Source organism: Pseudomonas sp. NPDC008258 (assembly GCF_042956345.1).
In the GTDB taxonomy this organism is placed as follows: Bacteria; Pseudomonadota; Gammaproteobacteria; order Pseudomonadales; family Pseudomonadaceae; genus Aquipseudomonas.
In genome coordinates this window covers 90,919-106,268 of sequence record NZ_JBIBGE010000008.1, presented here as the reverse complement: position 1 = coordinate 106,268, position 15,350 = coordinate 90,919, and the positions used below count along the sequence as shown (strand labels likewise).

Below are 15,350 nucleotides of genomic sequence, written 5' to 3'. Positions count from 1 at the left end.
CATGAAAACACCGCTCTGGTTTCCGCAAAGTTTCTTCGCCCGCACCTTGTGGCTGGTGTTGATCGTCGTCCTGTTCAGCAAGGCTTTGACCCTGGTCTACCTGCTGATGAACGAGGATGTGCTGGTCGACCGTCAGTACAGCCACGGTGTGGCGCTGACCTTGCGCGCCTACTGGGCTGCCGACGAAGAAAACCGCGACAAGATTGCCGAGGCGGCAGGCCTTATCCGCGTGACCGGCTCGGGTGTGCCCGAGGGTGAGCAGCACTGGCCCTACAGTGAAATCTACCAACGGCAGATGCAGGCGGAGCTGGGCGAAGACACCGAGGTGCGCCTGCGCATTCACGCGCCACCGGCGTTGTGGGTGAATGCGCCAAGCCTGGGCCCCGGCTGGCTGAAAGTGCCGCTGTACCCGCATCCGCTGCGTGGGCAGAAGATCTGGAACGTGCTGGGCTGGTTCCTGGCCATTGGCCTGTTGTCCACCGCCTCGGCCTGGATCTTCGTTCGTCAGCTGAACCAGCCGCTCAAGCGCCTGGTGTTCGCCGCTCGCCAGCTGGGCCAGGGGCGCAGCGTGCGCCTGCCGATCAGCGATACGCCCAGCGAGATGACCGAGGTGTACAAGGCCTTCAACCAGATGGCCGAGGATGTCGAGCAGGCCGGGCGCGAGCGCGAGCTCATGCTGGCGGGGGTTTCCCATGACCTTCGCACGCCGTTGACCCGCCTGCGGCTGTCGTTGTCATTGTTGAACAGCGACAGCGACTTGAGTGATGACATGGTCCGCGATATCGAAGACATGGACGCGATCCTCGATCAGTTCCTGGCCTTTATCCGCGATGGCCGTGACGAGCCGTTGGAAGAGGTCGACCTGGCTGACCTGGTGCGTGAAGTAGTGGCGCCGTACAACCAGCCGAAAGAACGTGTGCGCCTGTGCCTGGAGCCAATACCGCCGTTCCCGCTGCGGCGCGTTTCGCTCAAGCGCATGTTGGGCAACCTGATCGGCAACGCCCTGCACCATGCTGGCAAAGGCGTAGAGGTGGCTGCTTATGTGTCGGGTGACGAGAGTGCGCCTTACGTGGTGCTGAGCGTGCTGGACCGCGGTACCGGGATTGACGAGTCGGAGCTGGAGACCATCTTCAACCCGTTCATCCGTGGTGACCGGGCGCGGGGCGGCAAGGGCACCGGGTTGGGGCTGGCGATCGTCAAGCGGATCGCGGCGCAGCATGGCGGGAATGTGGAGCTGCGCAATCGCTCTGGTGGCGGGATCGAGGCGCGGGTCAGGCTGCCGCTGGGGTTGCTGCTACCGCGTAATGCTGTGTGAGGTTCAACGGCCTTTCACAGTACTGTGTTGGCTCGAAGCTAGCGCAATCTCTGTGGGAGCGGGCGAGCCCGCGAACACCGGCAGCGCCGGTGCCATCCACCGCGTCGCCTGTTTCGCGGGCACGCCCGCTCCCACAGGGTCTGCGCTAGCTTCGAGCCAACACGGTACTGTGGGAGCGGCTTTAGCCGCGAAGAGGCCGGTACAGGTTTGAATCAGCCCTTACCCTTGGTCCGGGTCTGATTCGGCCCGCCATTCTTCTCAAGGTGCTCGATGATCATCCCGGCCACGTTCTTGCCGGTGGTCACTTCGATGCCTTCCAGCCCCGGCGACGAGTTCACCTCCATCACCAGCGGCCCATGGTTTGAGCGCAAGATATCCACACCCGCCACGCTCAACCCCATCACCTTGGCCGCACGAATCGCGGTGATCCGTTCTTCGGGGGTAATCTTGATCAGGCTGGCGACGCCCCCTCGGTGCAAGTTGGAGCGGAATTCGCCCGGCTTGGCCTGGCGCTTCATCGAGGCAATGACCTTGTCACCCACCACGAAACAGCGGATGTCGGCGCCACCGGCCTCCTTGATGTACTCCTGAACCATGATGTTCTGCTTCAGGCCCATGAATGCCTCGATCACAGACTCGGCCGCCTGGGTGGTTTCGCACAGCACCACACCGATGCCCTGGGTGCCTTCCAGTACCTTGATCACCAGCGGGGCACCATTGACCATCTGGATCAGGTCGGGGATGTCGTCGGGGGAGTGGGCAAAACCGGTGATCGGCAGGCCGATGCCACGCCGTGACAACAGCTGCAACGAGCGCAGCTTGTCGCGTGAGCGGGCGATGGCCACCGACTCGTTGAGCGGGTACACGCCCATCATTTCGAACTGGCGCAGTACCGCGCAGCCATAGAACGTAACCGATGCGCCAATGCGCGGGATCACTGCATCGAAGCCTTCCAGCGGCTTGCCGCGGTAATGGATCTGCGGCTTGTGGCTGGCAATGTTCATGTAGGCCCGCAGGGTATCGATCACCACCATTTCGTGGCCACGCTGGGTACCGGCTTCGACCAGGCGGCGGGTGGAATACAGACGCGGATTGCGCGACAGCACAGCGATCTTCATGCAGCACCTGTGACAGGAGAGAGAGTGGCCGGAAAGGCCGGTTTGTCTTGTACGTATTTGAGGCCAGGGTTGACCACCAGTTGGCCGTGGATCAGCGCCTTGGAGCCCAGCAGCAGGCGATAGCGCATGCTCTTGCGGCAGGCCAGGGTAAATTCGACCTCCCACACACGATCACCCAAGGCCAGTGACGTGCGAATGACATAACGGGTCTGGGCGTGGCCGTTGGAGCTTCTGATGGTCTTTCTGTTCACCAGCGGTGCCTCGCAGCGCCGGTGGCGCAGTTGTACCACCGTGCCCAGGTGTGCAGTGAAGCGTACCCAGGGCTGGCCATCGCGCTCGAACGGTTCCACCTCGGTAGCGTGCAGGCTGGAGGTGCTGGCCCCGGTGTCGATCTTGGCTCGTAGCCCGGCCACGCCGAGGTCAGGCAGGGCGACCCACTCGCGCAGGCCGATCACAGTCAAATGGTCAAATGTCTTCACGAAGCGCACCCTGCGAATAAGGTGGTGAACTGTAAGCATGGCGGGGACTTTTTGCATCCGTATGTGAAGGTAGTACAGTTCGGTGAAAGACAGAATCCGAGGTAACGGGATGGCACAAAAAGCCGAAGACGACGACAAGGTTCGCCTGGACAAGTGGCTGTGGGCCGCGCGTTTCTACAAGACGCGGGCGCTGGCCAAGGCGGCGATCGAGAGCGGCAAGGTGCATTGCCGGGGGGAGCGTTGCAAGCCGGGCAAGGAGCCACGTGTGGGTGACGAATTTGTACTGCGCACCGGGTTCGATGAGCGCACCGTGGTGGTGAAGGCGTTGTCGGTGGTGCGGCGTGGGGCGCCGGAGGCGCAGACGCTGTATGAAGAGACGGAAGAGAGTGTGCGGCGGCGGGAACAGGCGGCTGAGTTGCGCAAGGCCGGGGCGACGGGCGTGACTACTGATGGGCGGCCGAGCAAGAAACAGCGGCGGCAGATTCATCAGTTGCATGGGAGCTTTGAATAGCTGGGGCCGCTTCGCGCCCCATCGCCGGCAAGCCAGCTCCCACAGGGATCGCGTTAGCTTTTGGGGGTTGACCAGCACCACAGGTATTGCACAAGGGCTGGGAGGCAGCGCGGTCGAGGTGGGAGCTGGCTTGCCGGCGATGGGCTGCGCAGCAGCCCCGGGGATCTAGCGCATCACCGCCAATCGCCCGACCAACGGTAGCTTGGCCGCAATCGAAAACAACGGCGCGGTCCAGCGCATCAATGCTTCACTACCCTTGGCCGCCAGCGGTGTGTAGTAGCTCCAGCCCAACGCCAGCACCGCCATCAGCAACCCGCCTATATAGTCATCCTGCCCCCAGTGAGCGCCGGCCACCAGGCGCGGTAGCATGAACAGCACCGCCAGCCCCCAGATCACCAGGTACTGCACCAGTCGGCGGCTGAACACGCTCATGAACAGTGCCCAGATCAACAGCACCGAAGCGTGATCCCCCGGGAAACTCTTGCTGGAACGGTCCTTCAGCTCCCAGGCCTTCTCCAGGTTCGGGTAGTAGTCACTCAGGTGCACCACGTCGTCGAACATCATCGACGGGCTCTTGTGTTGCCAACCGGCTGCATCCACCCACTTGGAAAACAGCGCGCGAATCACCACTAAGAGGAGTAGCGTGACCAGAAAGCCGAAAAACGCCTGACGAACCTGGGTTGCCTTGAACACCCAGTCACCGCGGATAAGTACTGCCAGAAGGATCAGGCCGACAACGATGTCGAACGGCCGCAGGCTGCCGACGGTCCAGATGTAGCGCCAGGTGGTGTTGTCGGCCAGTGGCGCATTCAGGCTGTGGAACAGCCACTCGTCGAAAGTCAGGCACAAGATCTGGCCAATGGGCCATAACCAGAAACACAGTAGAGCGATGGGAAGCAGCGTACAGGCTGCCAATGGCCCCAAGGACCACCTTGCTTGGAACAGTGGTCGATTGTCCATAAAATACCTCTATTGCAAACAGGAAGCGGAGCGCCTTGTGAGCGCTCTGTCACGGGTTCTCGCAGTTGTTCGATAACCCTTGTAATCATTTTGTCATCATTTTTAGATAGCCAAAACCTATGAGCGATTTGCCTGATACCGATTTCACCCAACGTTTCATCTTCGACGAGCGCGACGTACGCGGCGAGTGGGTGTCTCTCGATGACAGCTACGCCGCGGTGCTGGCGCGTCACCAGTACCCACAGCCGGTCCAGGCACTGCTCGGCGAGCTGATGGCTGCCACCGCCTTGCTGGTGGGCGCACTGAAGTTCGATGGCCTGCTGATTCTGCAGGCGCGCTCCCAAGGGCCAATCCCGCTGCTGATGGTGGAGTGTTCTGGCGATCGCGACATCCGTGGCGTGGCACGCTACGAAGCGGATCAGATCCCGGCTGACGCCACGCTGGCGCAGCTGATGCCCGACGGCCACCTGACCCTGACCATCGATCCGGTCAAGGGCCAGCGCTACCAGGGCACCGTGGATCTCGATGGCGCCAACCTGTCGGAATGCTTCACCAACTACTTCGTTCAGTCGCAACAGCTCAACACTCGTTTCTGGCTCAACGCCGAAGGCGGCAAGGCCCGTGGCCTGCTGCTGCAGCAACTGCCGCGTGACCGCCAGCCCGATGATGAAGAGCGTGAAGAAAGCTGGCAGCACGTGGTGGCATTGGCTACCACGCTAAAGGCTGATGAATGGGCGCTGGACAACGAAACCCTGTTGCACCGCCTGTACCACGAAGATGCCGTGCGCCTGTTCGATATCCAGCCACTGCGCTTCAATTGCAGCTGCTCGCGCGAACGTTCCGGCAATGCGCTGGTCAGTCTTGGCGAGCACGACGCCAAGGCGCTGGTGGAAGAATGCGGCGGCCAGGTAGAGATCGATTGCCAGTTCTGCAACCAGCGCTATTTGTTCGATGCCAGTGATGTGGCACAACTGTTTGCCGGTGGCGGCACTGACGCGGCCTCAGAAACTCGCCACTGAAACGGTTAATCACAGGATAATCTCCTGTCTAATTGCGCAAAAGCGCGGTTACGACAGGAGGGGCCTACTTTTTTTGGGCGTTTCTGGCATAATCCGGCCACTTTTTTCGCTGTAGTAGTTTTTTCAAGACAACTACAAAACGTTTGGAGCACTCGGCCTCGGGCCGGATGGGGTATCTCATGACGCAAGCCAACAACACCGTGTACACCGACCTGAGCGTCGATGAGCTGGTAAAAGAAGCGCTGCAACGCGGTGAAGGCGTACTAGCCGATACTGGCGCACTGGTCGTAGAGACCGGTCACCGTACTGGCCGTTCGCCGGCTGACCGTTTCATCGTCGAAGAACCTTCCACCCAGGACGCGATTTCCTGGGGCCCGATCAACCGCAAGTTCCCGGCCGACAAGTTCGATGCCCTGTGGGACCGCGTCGAGGCGTTCAACAACGCCCAGGATCACTTCGTTTCCTACGTTCACGTAGGGGCGGCCGCCGAGCACTACCTGCCGGTGAAGATGACCACCCAGACTGCCTGGCAGAACCTGTTCGGTCGTTGCCTGTTCATCAACCCTGAGCAGTTCAACCCGGCTAAACGCGGCGAGTGGGAAATCCTCAACGTTGCCAACTTCGAGTGCGTACCTGAGCGTGACGGTACCAACTCCGACGGTTGCGTGATCATCAACTTCGCCGCCAAGAAAGTGCTGATCGCTGGCATGCGTTACGCCGGCGAAATGAAAAAAGCCATGTTCTCGGTACAGAACTTCCTGCTGCCGGCTGCCGACGTGCTGCCAATGCACTGCGCGGCCAACATCGGCGAAGAAGGCGACGTGACCCTGTTCTTCGGCCTGTCCGGCACTGGCAAGACCACCCTGTCGGCCGACGAAAGCCGTTACCTGATCGGTGACGACGAGCACGGTTGGGGCGAAGGCGTTGTCTTCAACATGGAAGGCGGTTGCTACGCCAAGTGCATCGACCTGTCCGAGAAGAACGAACCGGTCATCTGGAAAGCCATCAAGCACGGCGCAGTACTGGAAAACGTCGTTCTCGACGCCAACAAGCACGCCGACTACACCGATGTCAGCCTGACCCAGAACAGCCGTGCGGCCTACCCGCTGGAGCACGTTGCCAAGCGTTCCGAAGCGAACCTGGGCGGCGAGCCTAACGCAGTCATCTTCCTGACCTGCGACCTGACCGGTGTTCTGCCTCCGGTGTCGATCCTGAACAACGAGCAGGCGGCCTACCACTTCCTGTCCGGCTACACCGCGCTGGTCGGTTCCACCGAAATGGGTTCGGGCGGCGGCATCAAGTCGACCTTCTCCACCTGCTTCGGCGCACCGTTCTTCCCGCGCCCGGCTGGCGAGTACGCCGAGCTGCTGATCAAGCGTATCAACGGTTTCAACTCCAAGGTTTACCTGGTCAACACCGGCTGGACCGGCGGTGGCTACGGCGTTGGCAAGCGCTTCAGCATCCCGACCACCCGTGCCGTGATCGCTGCGATCCAGAGCGGCGCGCTGGTCGGTGCCGAAACCGAGCACCTGGACATCATCAACCTGGACGTGCCAAAAGCCGTTCCTGGCGTTGAAACCGAGCTGCTCAACCCGCGCACCAACTGGGCTGACAAAGCTGCCTACGACGAGGCCGCCAAAGGCCTGGCCAAGCTGTTCATCGAAAACTTCAAGAAGTTCGAAGTTTCCGACGCCATCAAGGCTGCTGGCCCGCAGCTGTAAGCTGAGCCAGCCGTAACAAGAAAGCCGCCTTCAAGGGCGGCTTTTTTGTATCTGGTGTTCAAGGCCATTGCTGGCGGGCGTGCAGAATGCGGATGATCTCGACACGGTTATCCACGACGCGGTAGATCATCACATAATTGGGCCTGACTACGATTTCCCTGGTTCCTGGGTATCTACCCACTTTGTAGAGGGCCGGATTCTGTGCTGCGCGCCTGGCTTTGTCCCCGAAGGTTTCGTCCAGCTCGATTGCCGCTGCAGGGTTTTCCTGAACGATATGATCCATGATGCGCATGCGGTCTTTGAGCGCCATCTGGCGCCACGTCAGCCGCATCAACGTATCTTGGTAGCCAGCGTGGCACGACGAGCAGCAAACAGTCGTTCGGCCTCCTCATCGTCCACTACTGGCGCTGTGTCTTTCAGGCTCGCGGTTACCTGCCCTTGGAACCAAGCCTCATAGGCAGCTGCTTCATGAGCCCGCTTCAATGCCTGGGCGCGATCAGGACGATGGTAAGTACTCATCTGCCCAGGGTCGAAAGTGGATGCATCGACCTGGAAATGGTCGATTCCCAGGTCCAGCAGGTAAGCCACCAGGGTCTCAAGCTTCTTGAAAAGCCTGACGTTGCCGCTGCGCTGGGCGGTGAGTACATGTTCCTGCTGGTTGATATCTACCTGAACCGCCCAGCCCCCTGGCTGACCTACGATGTGCGTAGCGTTGATGCGCCCTGATTCCGCCATACGGCTCAGGTTGGCATGGTCGAGATGATGAGTTGGCATGGGTGTATTTCTCGGCTTCATCGGGACTGACCATGCTATGCAATCTATAGTTGATTGCGACTATAGGCCTTCCGAACTTGTTGTGGGAAGCTTCCTTATCGATTGCAACCAACTGTGGATAACTCATGACTGAATCCCCTCAGCGCACTGCCTTCTCCCACTTCCACCCCATCCTCACCCGCCCTTCGGACAACGACGTCAACGGCCATATCGCGGGTGCCACCGTGCATGGCTTTTTCGAAACTGCTATCCATGCCTTCCTGGTGGAACAGGCCGAGGTGGACCTACGTGACGGCCCGCTTGCGGCTTTCGTGGTCAGTTCGGCCGCGGATTTTTACGCGTTGCCGGGCTTCCCCGATGTGCTCGAAGTGGGCTTGGGGGTAACCCGCCTGGCGGGCAGCACGGTGGAGTACCGCCTGGCGCTGTTCCGCCCGGGTGAGCCGGAGGCGTGCGCGGCAGGCACGGTGGTGCAGGTGTTCATCGAACGGGCCAGTGGCCGGCCTGTGACGCTGCCAGAGGCGCTGCAGGTGATCCTGTCTGGCCTGGTACTGGCGCAGCAGGCATAAAAAAGCCCCGCCAGCAGGGGCGGGGCTTTTATTGCCGGGGCAGAGCCCTCAGGCATCAGTCGCGCCAGTGGCGTTTGTGCTTGCGGTGGCCGTAATGGTGGCCACGGTCGTAGTGGCGACGGTCATCGTAGCCACGACGGTAGCGACGGTCGTCATGGCGCTCGTCTTCGTCGGCCTTGTTGCCCATGTAGTTACCCAGTGCACCACCGGCACCACCGCCAGCTGCTGCACCGATGTAGCTACCGGTGGTGCCGCCCACCGAGCGGCCGACCACGTTACCGCCTGCAGCACCCAGCGCGCCGCCGATTGCGGCTTCACCGCGCTGGCGCTTGTCGGCGCCCAAGGCACCGCCGGCCGCGCCGCCCAGGCCGGCACCAATGGCGCCGCCAGTGCTACCACCAATGGAGTTGCCCACTACCGAGCCCAGTACCCCACCCAATGCGCCGCCAATGCCGGCCTCGGTGGTGCCGCCTGCCATGGCCACGCCGCTGAGCAAGCTGAAAGACAACAACAGAATCGAGGAGTACTTCTTCATCAAGAGAGCCTCATAGGGATGACGAGGCGAATTTGAGGCTAAGCGGCGTGGCTGGCAAACGAAATCCGACGAGTAACACGAGTTGTACACAATTCTCTAAGTTACTGTATTTGCTGTGAAACTTTATCGATTTTCGGCTGTCTGAGACCTTTATGACAAAGCCCTGAACCGTTGCGGAACAGGGCTTTTTTCGTTTTTGCGCTGGGGCTGCCGGCCTCTTCGCGGGCTTGCCCGCTCCCACAGGTACGTCACAGGATTTGAACCTTGTACAGTCCCTGTGGGAGCGGGCAAGCCCGCGAAGAGGCCAACACCATTCCTAGAGGATGCGCCCGTCGTCCTGCGCCCGCTCCAGCTTGATGGCAATGAACTTGGATGTCGGCGTGTGGCTGCCATCACCGATGCTCTCCAGCGGCACCAGCGGGTTCACTTCAGGGTAGTAAGCCGCGGCCTGGCCTGCCGGAATATCGAACGCCAGCAGCGTGAAGCCGTACACCCGGCGTACATGCTCATCTCCCCACAACGAAACGATGTCCACCTTCTGCCCCGGCTGGAAGCCCAGGCGGATGATGTCGGCTTCGTTGGCGAACAGCACCTCGCGCTGGCCGCGCACGCCGCGGTAGCGGTCATCCAGGCCGTAGATGGTGGTGTTGTACTGATCATGTGAGCGCATCGACTGCATGATGAGGTCTGGCAGTTGGCCGCTGGCGCGCACACGTTCATCCAGCAAGGTATCCGGCAGCAGGTTGGCTTTGAAGTTGGCGCGGCCGGTGGCGGTCTTCCATTCGCGGCTGGCTGCGCTGTTGCCCAGGTAGAAACCGCCCGGGTGCTGCAAGCGCTGATTGAAACCGCTGAAGCCGGCAATGGTATCGCCAATCAGGTCGCGGATGCGGTCGTAGTCGGCCACCAGCCAGTGCCAGTCCACCGGTTGCTTGCCCAGGGTGGCAGCGGCGATGCCGGCAACTACTGCCGGTTCGGAGCGCATCTGCCTCGACAGTGGCTTCAGCTGGCCGTTGGATGCATGCACCATGCTGAACGAGTCTTCCACCGTTACGGCTTGTGGCCCGTCAGCTTGCAGGTCGATATCGGTGCGGCCCAGGCACGGCAGGATCAGCGCCTGCTTGCCATGCACCAGGTGGCTGCGGTTGAGCTTGGTGCTGATGTGCACAGTCAGTTCGCAGTTGCGCAGCGCCTGGGCGGTACGCTCGGTATCTGGTGTGGCTTGGGCGAAGTTGCCGCCCAGGCCGATGAATACCTTGGACCGGCCATCGAGCATGGCGTGGATCGCTTCGACGGTGTTGTGGCCGTTGTGCCGTGGCACGGGGAAGCCAAAGCGTTTCTCGATGGCATCCAGCAAGGCTACCGGTGGGCGCTCGTTGATGCCCATGGTGCGGTCACCCTGCACGTTGCTGTGCCCACGCACTGGGCACAGCCCGGCGCCTGGCGCGCCGATATTGCCGCGTAGCATTTGCAGGTTGACGATTTCCTGGATGGTCGGCACCGAGTGGCGATGCTGGGTGATGCCCATCGCCCAGCACATGATGACCCGCTTGCCGCGGCAGTACATGCGCGCGGCCAGTTCGATATCGGCCAGCGCCAGGCCGGATTGGGCCTGGATATGTTCCCACGGCGTGCCATCCACCACTGCCAGGTATTCGTCGACGCCATGCCCATGTTCGGTGATGAACGCGTGGTCGAACACGGCCGGTTCGCCGTTGGCCTGGGCCTCGCGTTCCCACTGCAGGACGAACTTGGCCATGCCGCGCAGCATTGCCATGTCGCCGCCCAGGGCCGGGCGGAAGAATGCGGTGTTGGTCGGCCGGTCACTGTTGGTCAGCATCTCCAGCGGGTTTTGCGGGTGCTGGAAGCGTTCCAGGCCACGTTCCTTCAGCGGGTTGATGCACACCACCTGGGCGCCACGCTTCACCGCATCGCGCAGCGGGTCGAGCATGCGTGGGTGGTTGGTGCCGGGGTTCTGGCCCCAGACGAAAATGGCGTCGGCATGCTCGAAGTCGTCAAAGGTGACGGTGCCTTTGCCGACCCCGACGCTTTGCCCCAGCGCCACGCCACTGGCCTCGTGGCACATGTTCGAGCAGTCGGGGAAGTTGTTGGTGCCGTAGGCGCGCACGAACAGCTGATACAGGTACGCGGCTTCGTTGCTGGCCCGCCCTGAGGTATAGAACTCGGCCTGGTCAGGCGTGGCCAGTTTGTTAAGCTCGTGACCGATCAGGGCGAACGCGGCGTCCCAGCTGATCGGCTGGTAGCGGTCGCTGGTGGCGTCGAAGACCATCGGTTCGGTCAGCCGACCTTGATATTCCAGCCAGTAATCGCTCTGTTGCAGCAGCGCGGTGACGCTGTAGCGGGCAAAGAAGGCGGCATCGACGCGGCGCTTGGTCGCCTCCCAGTTCACGGCCTTGGCGCCGTTCTCGCAGAACTTGACCATGCCGCTTTCCGGCGAGTCCCCCCAGGCACAGCCGGGGCAGTCGAAGCCGCCGTTCTGGTTGGTCTTGAGCAGGGCGCGAATATTTTTCAGCGCGTTGTCGCTACCGACCCAGGCCTTGGCCACGCTGCGCAGCGCGCCCCAGCCACCGGCCGGGCCGTGGTAGGGCTTGTAGCGAGGAGTGGAGGCTGGTGCGTTGTCTGGAAGGTGCTGGTACGAGGTCACGGCTGTTAAGACTCCGCCGCTGGGCTGTAGACCCGCGGTGCGCTGTGCTTGGGCAAGTGGATAAGGTTGAGGTTGTGCTTGCGCGCCCATTGCAGGGCGAGGCCGGTGGGTGCCGACAGGCTGACCAGGGTCTGGATGCCGGCACGCAGTACTTTCTGGATCAGTTCCAGGCTGCAGCGGCTGGTAACGATGGCCAGGCCTCCGGCGCTGTCGATACCTTGGCGCAGCAGGGCGCCGATCAGCTTGTCGAGGGCGTTGTGCCGGCCAATGTCTTCGCGGCCGAGCAGCAACTCGCCATGGCGGTCCATGAACAGCGCCGCATGCACGGCCCCGCAATGCTGGCCCAGCGGCTGGAAGGCATCGATGCGTTCGCGCAGGCCGACCAGCCATTGCGCCGGTGGCAGCGGGGCGCCCGGCAACTCGGCCAGCTCCGGCAGTGCCTGTTCCAGCGCTTCGACCCCGCACAGGCCGCAACCACTGGTACCGGCCAGTTGGCGGCGCTGGTTCTTCAGGTTCCAGAAGGCGCGGCTGGAAATTTCCAGGTCTGCATACATGGCCGAGCCGCTGCCGGAGAGCTTGAGGTCATAGATTTCGGCCGTGCCTTCGACAATGCCACTGCCGACGCTGAAACCGACGGCGAAGTCTTCAAGGTCGGTGGGGCTTACCAGCATCACTGCCTGGTTGAGGCCGTTGTAGGCAATAGCCAAGGCCACCTCTTCGGCCAGCGGCGTGCTGTCGCGTTGGCCGTCGCTGAGCTGGACGTAATCGTAGGTGTTGCTGGCGGCGGGCATGGACAATGGCGATGAGGCCGCGCAGACCGGAGGTTTGCTGTTCATCGGGGGCGCTGGATACCGGCGGCTTTCTGATAGCACAAGCCTAGGCTTGCGGGCCGGTGGCGTCTAATCGCTAGGGTCTATGCCTTGATAGACCGCGTCGATTGGTCGCACAGGGGCAGGAGGGGAAAAGCTGGCCTAGACTGCTGTGTCCGAGGTTTCGTCAACAAGGAGAGCGCTATGAGCTTGTTCAGTTTTGTGAAGGAAGCGGGCGAGAAGTTGATCGACCTGCTGACCCCAGGTAATGCCAATGCCGAAGAGCAGTTGAAGAAGCACGTGGAAAGTGTCGGCCTGGGTAACCCGAACATCTCCGCCACTGTAGAGGGTGACAAGATCATCCTCAAGGGTGAGGTGGCCAGCCAGGAAGAGAAGGAGAAGATCATTCTGGCGGCGGGTAACATCAACGGTGTGGCGAGTGTCGAGGACCAGATCACCGTGACCGGGCCGGTGGTGGCGGCGGCAAGGTTCGTTACCGTGAAGAAGGGCGACACCCTGTCGGCCATCTCCGTAGTCGTGTATGGCAATGCCAACCAGTACAACAAGATATTCGAGGCCAACAAGCCGATGCTCAAGCACCCGGACAAGATCTATCCGGGGCAGGTGCTGCGTATTCCTGAGTAATCCCTGCTGCCAGTGCCGGCCTCTTCGCGGGCATGCCCGCTCCCACAGAAACTGCACAGTCTACGGGACATGCGCAATTGCTGTGGGAGCGGGCAAGCCCGCGAAAGGGCCCTCACAGACCTACCAACAAATCCCGGTAATCCTCGACCGCCGCAAACTCTTGGGTATCCCGCGGCCCGGCCTGGCTATCCGGCTGGCGCACCGCCAGCAAATGACCCACACCAAACCGCCGCGCACTGCGCAGAATTGCCAGCGTGTCATCAATAAACAGGCTGCGCCCCGGCTCAAAGCCGATGTCCGCCTGCAAGGCATCCCAGAACTGCGGGCTTTCCTTGGGGTAGCCATAATCGTGCGAGCTGATCAGCCGCTCGAAATACGGCGCCAGCTCTACCCGCTCCAGCTTCAACGACAGCGAGTCGCGGTGAGCGTTGGTGATCATCACCACCCGTTTGCCCGCCTTGCGGATTGCCGCCAGAAAGGTATCGGCATCCGGCCGCAGGGCTATCAGGTCGGCGATTTCCTGCTTCAGCTCGCGGATTGGCAAGCGCAACTCGCGGCTCCAGAAGTCCAGGCAATACCAGTTCAGCGTGCCGGCATTGCGCTCGAACAGCGGTTGCAGCTCCATTTCCGCCATGGCCCGGCTCACCCCGTGCAGCTCGGCATAGCGCTGGGGCAGGTGGTCCAGCCAGAAGCGGTTGTCGTAATGCAGGTCAAGCAGGGTGCCGTCCATGTCCAGCAGGACGGTATCGATGGCAGACCAGGGAAGAACAGGCATGGGAAACTCTCGTTCAGTCGGCAAGCCACGGTATAGTAACCCGTTCACGCCAAGGAGCCGCCCCATGCGCCAGAAACCCACCGTCCTCAGCCGCGAAATCGTCGCCAGCAGCCGCCTGTTTCGCGTCGAAGCCGTGCAATTGCGCTTCAGCAATGGCAACGAACGTACCTACGAGCGCCTGGTGGGCCGGGGTAACGGCTACGGTGCGGTGATGATCGTGGCCATGCTCGACGCCGAGCACGCGGTGTTGGTGGAGGAGTACTGCGGCGGCACCGATGAGTACGAGCTGTCGTTGCCCAAGGGCCTGATCGAGCCGGGCGAAGATGTGCTGGCGGCGGCTGACCGGGAGCTCAAGGAAGAAGCCGGTTTTGGCGCACGCCAGCTGGAGCACCTGACCGAGCTGTCGCTGTCGCCGGGCTATATGAGCCAGAAGATCCAGGTGGTGCTGGCCAGCGACCTGTACGAAGAACGCCTTGAAGGCGATGAGCCAGAGCCGATGGGGGTCGACAAGGTCAACCTGCGCGAGCTGTCGGCATTGGCCATGCACCCGCAGTTTACCGAAGGGCGCGCCCTGGCGGCGCTGTACCTGGCACGTGACCTGTTGATCCAGCGGGGGCTGCTGGAGCTATGAGCGACCTGCAACTGATGCATGAAGTGGTCAAGCTGGCGCTGACGGCAGGCGAGGCGATCCTGCCGTTCTGGCGTGCCGATGTGGCTGTCACCAACAAAGCTGACGATTCGCCGGTTACCGCCGCTGATCTGGCGGCGCACCGGGTAATTGCCGATGGCCTGCTGGCGCTGGCCCCGCACATTCCGGTGTTGTCCGAGGAGGACTGCAACATTGCGCTGGCCGAGCGTCAGGGCTGGAGCCGCTGGTGGCTGGTCGACCCGCTGGACGGTACCAAGGAATTCATCGCTGGCAGTGAGGAGTTCACGGTCAACATCGCCCTGGTTGAAAACGGCGAAGTGGTGTTTGGCGTGGTGTCGATGCCTACCAACGGGCGCTGTTACTTCGGCGGGCGCGGGTTGGGGGCCTGGCGTGCAGAGGCCGGTGAGGCGGCCCAGCCGATCCAGGTACGCAATGCACCACCCGTGGGCGAGCGTTTCACGGTAGTTGCCAGCCGTCGGCATTCCAGCCCGGAGCAGGAGGCGTTGTTGGCCGGGCTGGGGGCTGCGGTGGGCGAACTGGAGCTGGCCAATATTGGCAGTTCGCTGAAGTTCTGCCTGTTGGCTGAGGGTAGTGCCGATTGCTATCCGCGCCTGGCGCCGACTTCGCAGTGGGACACTGCTGCGGCGCAGGGGGTGGTGGAAGGGGCTGGTGGCGAGGTGATCGGGCTGGATGGCTTGCCGTTCAGGTATCCGGCGCGGGAGTCGCTGCTTAACCCGTACTTCCTGGCATTGCCAGCCAATGCTGCATGGCGCCAGGCCTTCCTGAAGCTGATCTGACAGGCGTCACAGTAC

At 62.0% G+C, this 15,350-nt stretch carries 17 protein-coding genes; 8 read left to right on the top strand and 9 right to left on the bottom strand.

Features of this window, described 5'->3' with window-relative positions:
* The first annotated feature begins 1 nt into the window (after position 1).
* On the top strand, positions 2–1,315 hold the full coding sequence (locus tag ACFY9W_RS08745; RefSeq protein ID WP_391128488.1) for an ATP-binding protein: 1,314 nt from the start codon (positions 2–4) through the stop codon (positions 1,313–1,315).
* Positions 1,316–1,527: 212 nt separating this feature from the next.
* Here the strand turns inward: ACFY9W_RS08745 and rimK are convergent, their stop codons facing one another.
* Entirely contained in the window at positions 1,528–2,433 is a 906-nt protein-coding gene (rimK, locus tag ACFY9W_RS08740; RefSeq protein ID WP_012316721.1) for a 30S ribosomal protein S6--L-glutamate ligase, read from the bottom strand.
* On the bottom strand, positions 2,430–2,912 hold the full coding sequence (locus ACFY9W_RS08735) for an ATP-dependent zinc protease (protein WP_328825613.1): 483 nt from the start codon (positions 2,910–2,912) through the stop codon (positions 2,430–2,432). The genes rimK and ACFY9W_RS08735 overlap by 4 nt, the downstream gene beginning before the upstream one ends.
* Positions 2,913–3,021: 109 nt before the next feature.
* On the opposite strand from ACFY9W_RS08735, the gene ACFY9W_RS08730 reads away from it, so the two are divergent.
* A complete protein-coding gene (locus tag ACFY9W_RS08730; RefSeq protein ID WP_391128484.1) occupies positions 3,022–3,423 on the top strand; it encodes a S4 domain-containing protein in 402 nt (133 codons plus the stop codon).
* Positions 3,424–3,588: 165 nt separating this feature from the next.
* On the opposite strand, the gene ACFY9W_RS08725 is transcribed toward ACFY9W_RS08730, so the two are convergent.
* Entirely contained in the window at positions 3,589–4,383 is a 795-nt protein-coding gene (locus ACFY9W_RS08725) for a phosphatase PAP2 family protein (protein ID WP_391128481.1), read from the bottom strand.
* 119 nt (positions 4,384–4,502) lie between these two features.
* Here ACFY9W_RS08725 and hslO point away from each other — a divergent pair, with 119 nt between their 5' ends.
* Positions 4,503–5,402, top strand: a complete 900-nt coding sequence (hslO, locus tag ACFY9W_RS08720) for an Hsp33 family molecular chaperone HslO (protein WP_391128478.1) — start codon at positions 4,503–4,505, stop codon at positions 5,400–5,402.
* A 179-nt stretch (positions 5,403–5,581) separates the two neighbouring features.
* Positions 5,582–7,123 (top strand): phosphoenolpyruvate carboxykinase, encoded by a 1,542-nt coding sequence (locus tag ACFY9W_RS08715; protein WP_391128475.1) that lies wholly within the window; start codon positions 5,582–5,584, stop codon positions 7,121–7,123.
* Positions 7,124–7,181: 58 nt separating this feature from the next.
* Here the strand turns inward: ACFY9W_RS08715 and ACFY9W_RS08710 are convergent, their stop codons facing one another.
* On the bottom strand, positions 7,182–7,454 hold the full coding sequence (locus tag ACFY9W_RS08710; protein WP_391128472.1) for a type II toxin-antitoxin system mRNA interferase toxin, RelE/StbE family: 273 nt from the start codon (positions 7,452–7,454) through the stop codon (positions 7,182–7,184).
* Positions 7,454–7,897, bottom strand: a complete 444-nt coding sequence (locus ACFY9W_RS08705) for a hypothetical protein (RefSeq protein WP_391128469.1) — start codon at positions 7,895–7,897, stop codon at positions 7,454–7,456. Before ACFY9W_RS08705 ends, ACFY9W_RS08710 begins: the two co-directional genes overlap by 1 nt.
* Positions 7,898–8,022: 125 nt before the next feature.
* Here ACFY9W_RS08705 and ACFY9W_RS08700 point away from each other — a divergent pair, with 125 nt between their 5' ends.
* Positions 8,023–8,463 carry a thioesterase family protein gene (locus ACFY9W_RS08700; RefSeq protein ID WP_391128466.1) on the top strand — a complete coding sequence of 147 codons (441 nt, stop codon included), beginning with the start codon at positions 8,023–8,025 and terminating at the stop codon, positions 8,461–8,463.
* A 55-nt stretch (positions 8,464–8,518) separates the two neighbouring features.
* Here the strand turns inward: ACFY9W_RS08700 and ACFY9W_RS08695 are convergent, their stop codons facing one another.
* The 3 genes from ACFY9W_RS08695 to fdhD all read right to left on the bottom strand — a co-directional run bounded on the left by ACFY9W_RS08695 (position 8,519) and on the right by fdhD (position 12,496).
* Complete coding sequence (locus ACFY9W_RS08695; RefSeq protein WP_012270060.1) at positions 8,519–8,998, bottom strand: glycine zipper domain-containing protein; 480 nt, start codon at positions 8,996–8,998, stop codon at positions 8,519–8,521.
* 316 nt (positions 8,999–9,314) lie between these two features.
* Complete coding sequence (locus ACFY9W_RS08690) at positions 9,315–11,660, bottom strand: FdhF/YdeP family oxidoreductase (protein ID WP_391128463.1); 2,346 nt, start codon at positions 11,658–11,660, stop codon at positions 9,315–9,317.
* Positions 11,661–11,665: 5 nt separating this feature from the next.
* Positions 11,666–12,496 carry a formate dehydrogenase accessory sulfurtransferase FdhD gene (fdhD, locus tag ACFY9W_RS08685; RefSeq protein ID WP_391128459.1) on the bottom strand — a complete coding sequence of 277 codons (831 nt, stop codon included), beginning with the start codon at positions 12,494–12,496 and terminating at the stop codon, positions 11,666–11,668.
* 177 nt (positions 12,497–12,673) lie between these two features.
* Here fdhD and lysM point away from each other — a divergent pair, with 177 nt between their 5' ends.
* On the top strand, positions 12,674–13,114 hold the full coding sequence (gene lysM, locus ACFY9W_RS08680; protein ID WP_016714471.1) for a peptidoglycan-binding protein LysM: 441 nt from the start codon (positions 12,674–12,676) through the stop codon (positions 13,112–13,114).
* A 112-nt stretch (positions 13,115–13,226) separates the two neighbouring features.
* Here the strand turns inward: lysM and yrfG are convergent, their stop codons facing one another.
* Positions 13,227–13,889, bottom strand: coding sequence for a GMP/IMP nucleotidase (yrfG, locus tag ACFY9W_RS08675; RefSeq protein ID WP_391128456.1), 663 nt, complete (start codon positions 13,887–13,889; stop codon positions 13,227–13,229).
* Positions 13,890–13,953: 64 nt separating this feature from the next.
* On the opposite strand from yrfG, the gene nudE reads away from it, so the two are divergent.
* Both nudE and cysQ read left to right on the top strand, forming a co-directional pair.
* The gene (gene nudE, locus ACFY9W_RS08670; protein WP_391128453.1) at positions 13,954–14,520 is read left to right on the top strand and encodes an ADP compounds hydrolase NudE; all 567 of its coding nucleotides are present in this window, start codon (positions 13,954–13,956) and stop codon (positions 14,518–14,520) included.
* Positions 14,517–15,335 carry a 3'(2'),5'-bisphosphate nucleotidase CysQ gene (gene cysQ, locus ACFY9W_RS08665; protein ID WP_391128450.1) on the top strand — a complete coding sequence of 273 codons (819 nt, stop codon included), beginning with the start codon at positions 14,517–14,519 and terminating at the stop codon, positions 15,333–15,335. The genes nudE and cysQ overlap by 4 nt, the downstream gene beginning before the upstream one ends.
* Positions 15,336–15,350: the final 15 nt, after the last annotated feature.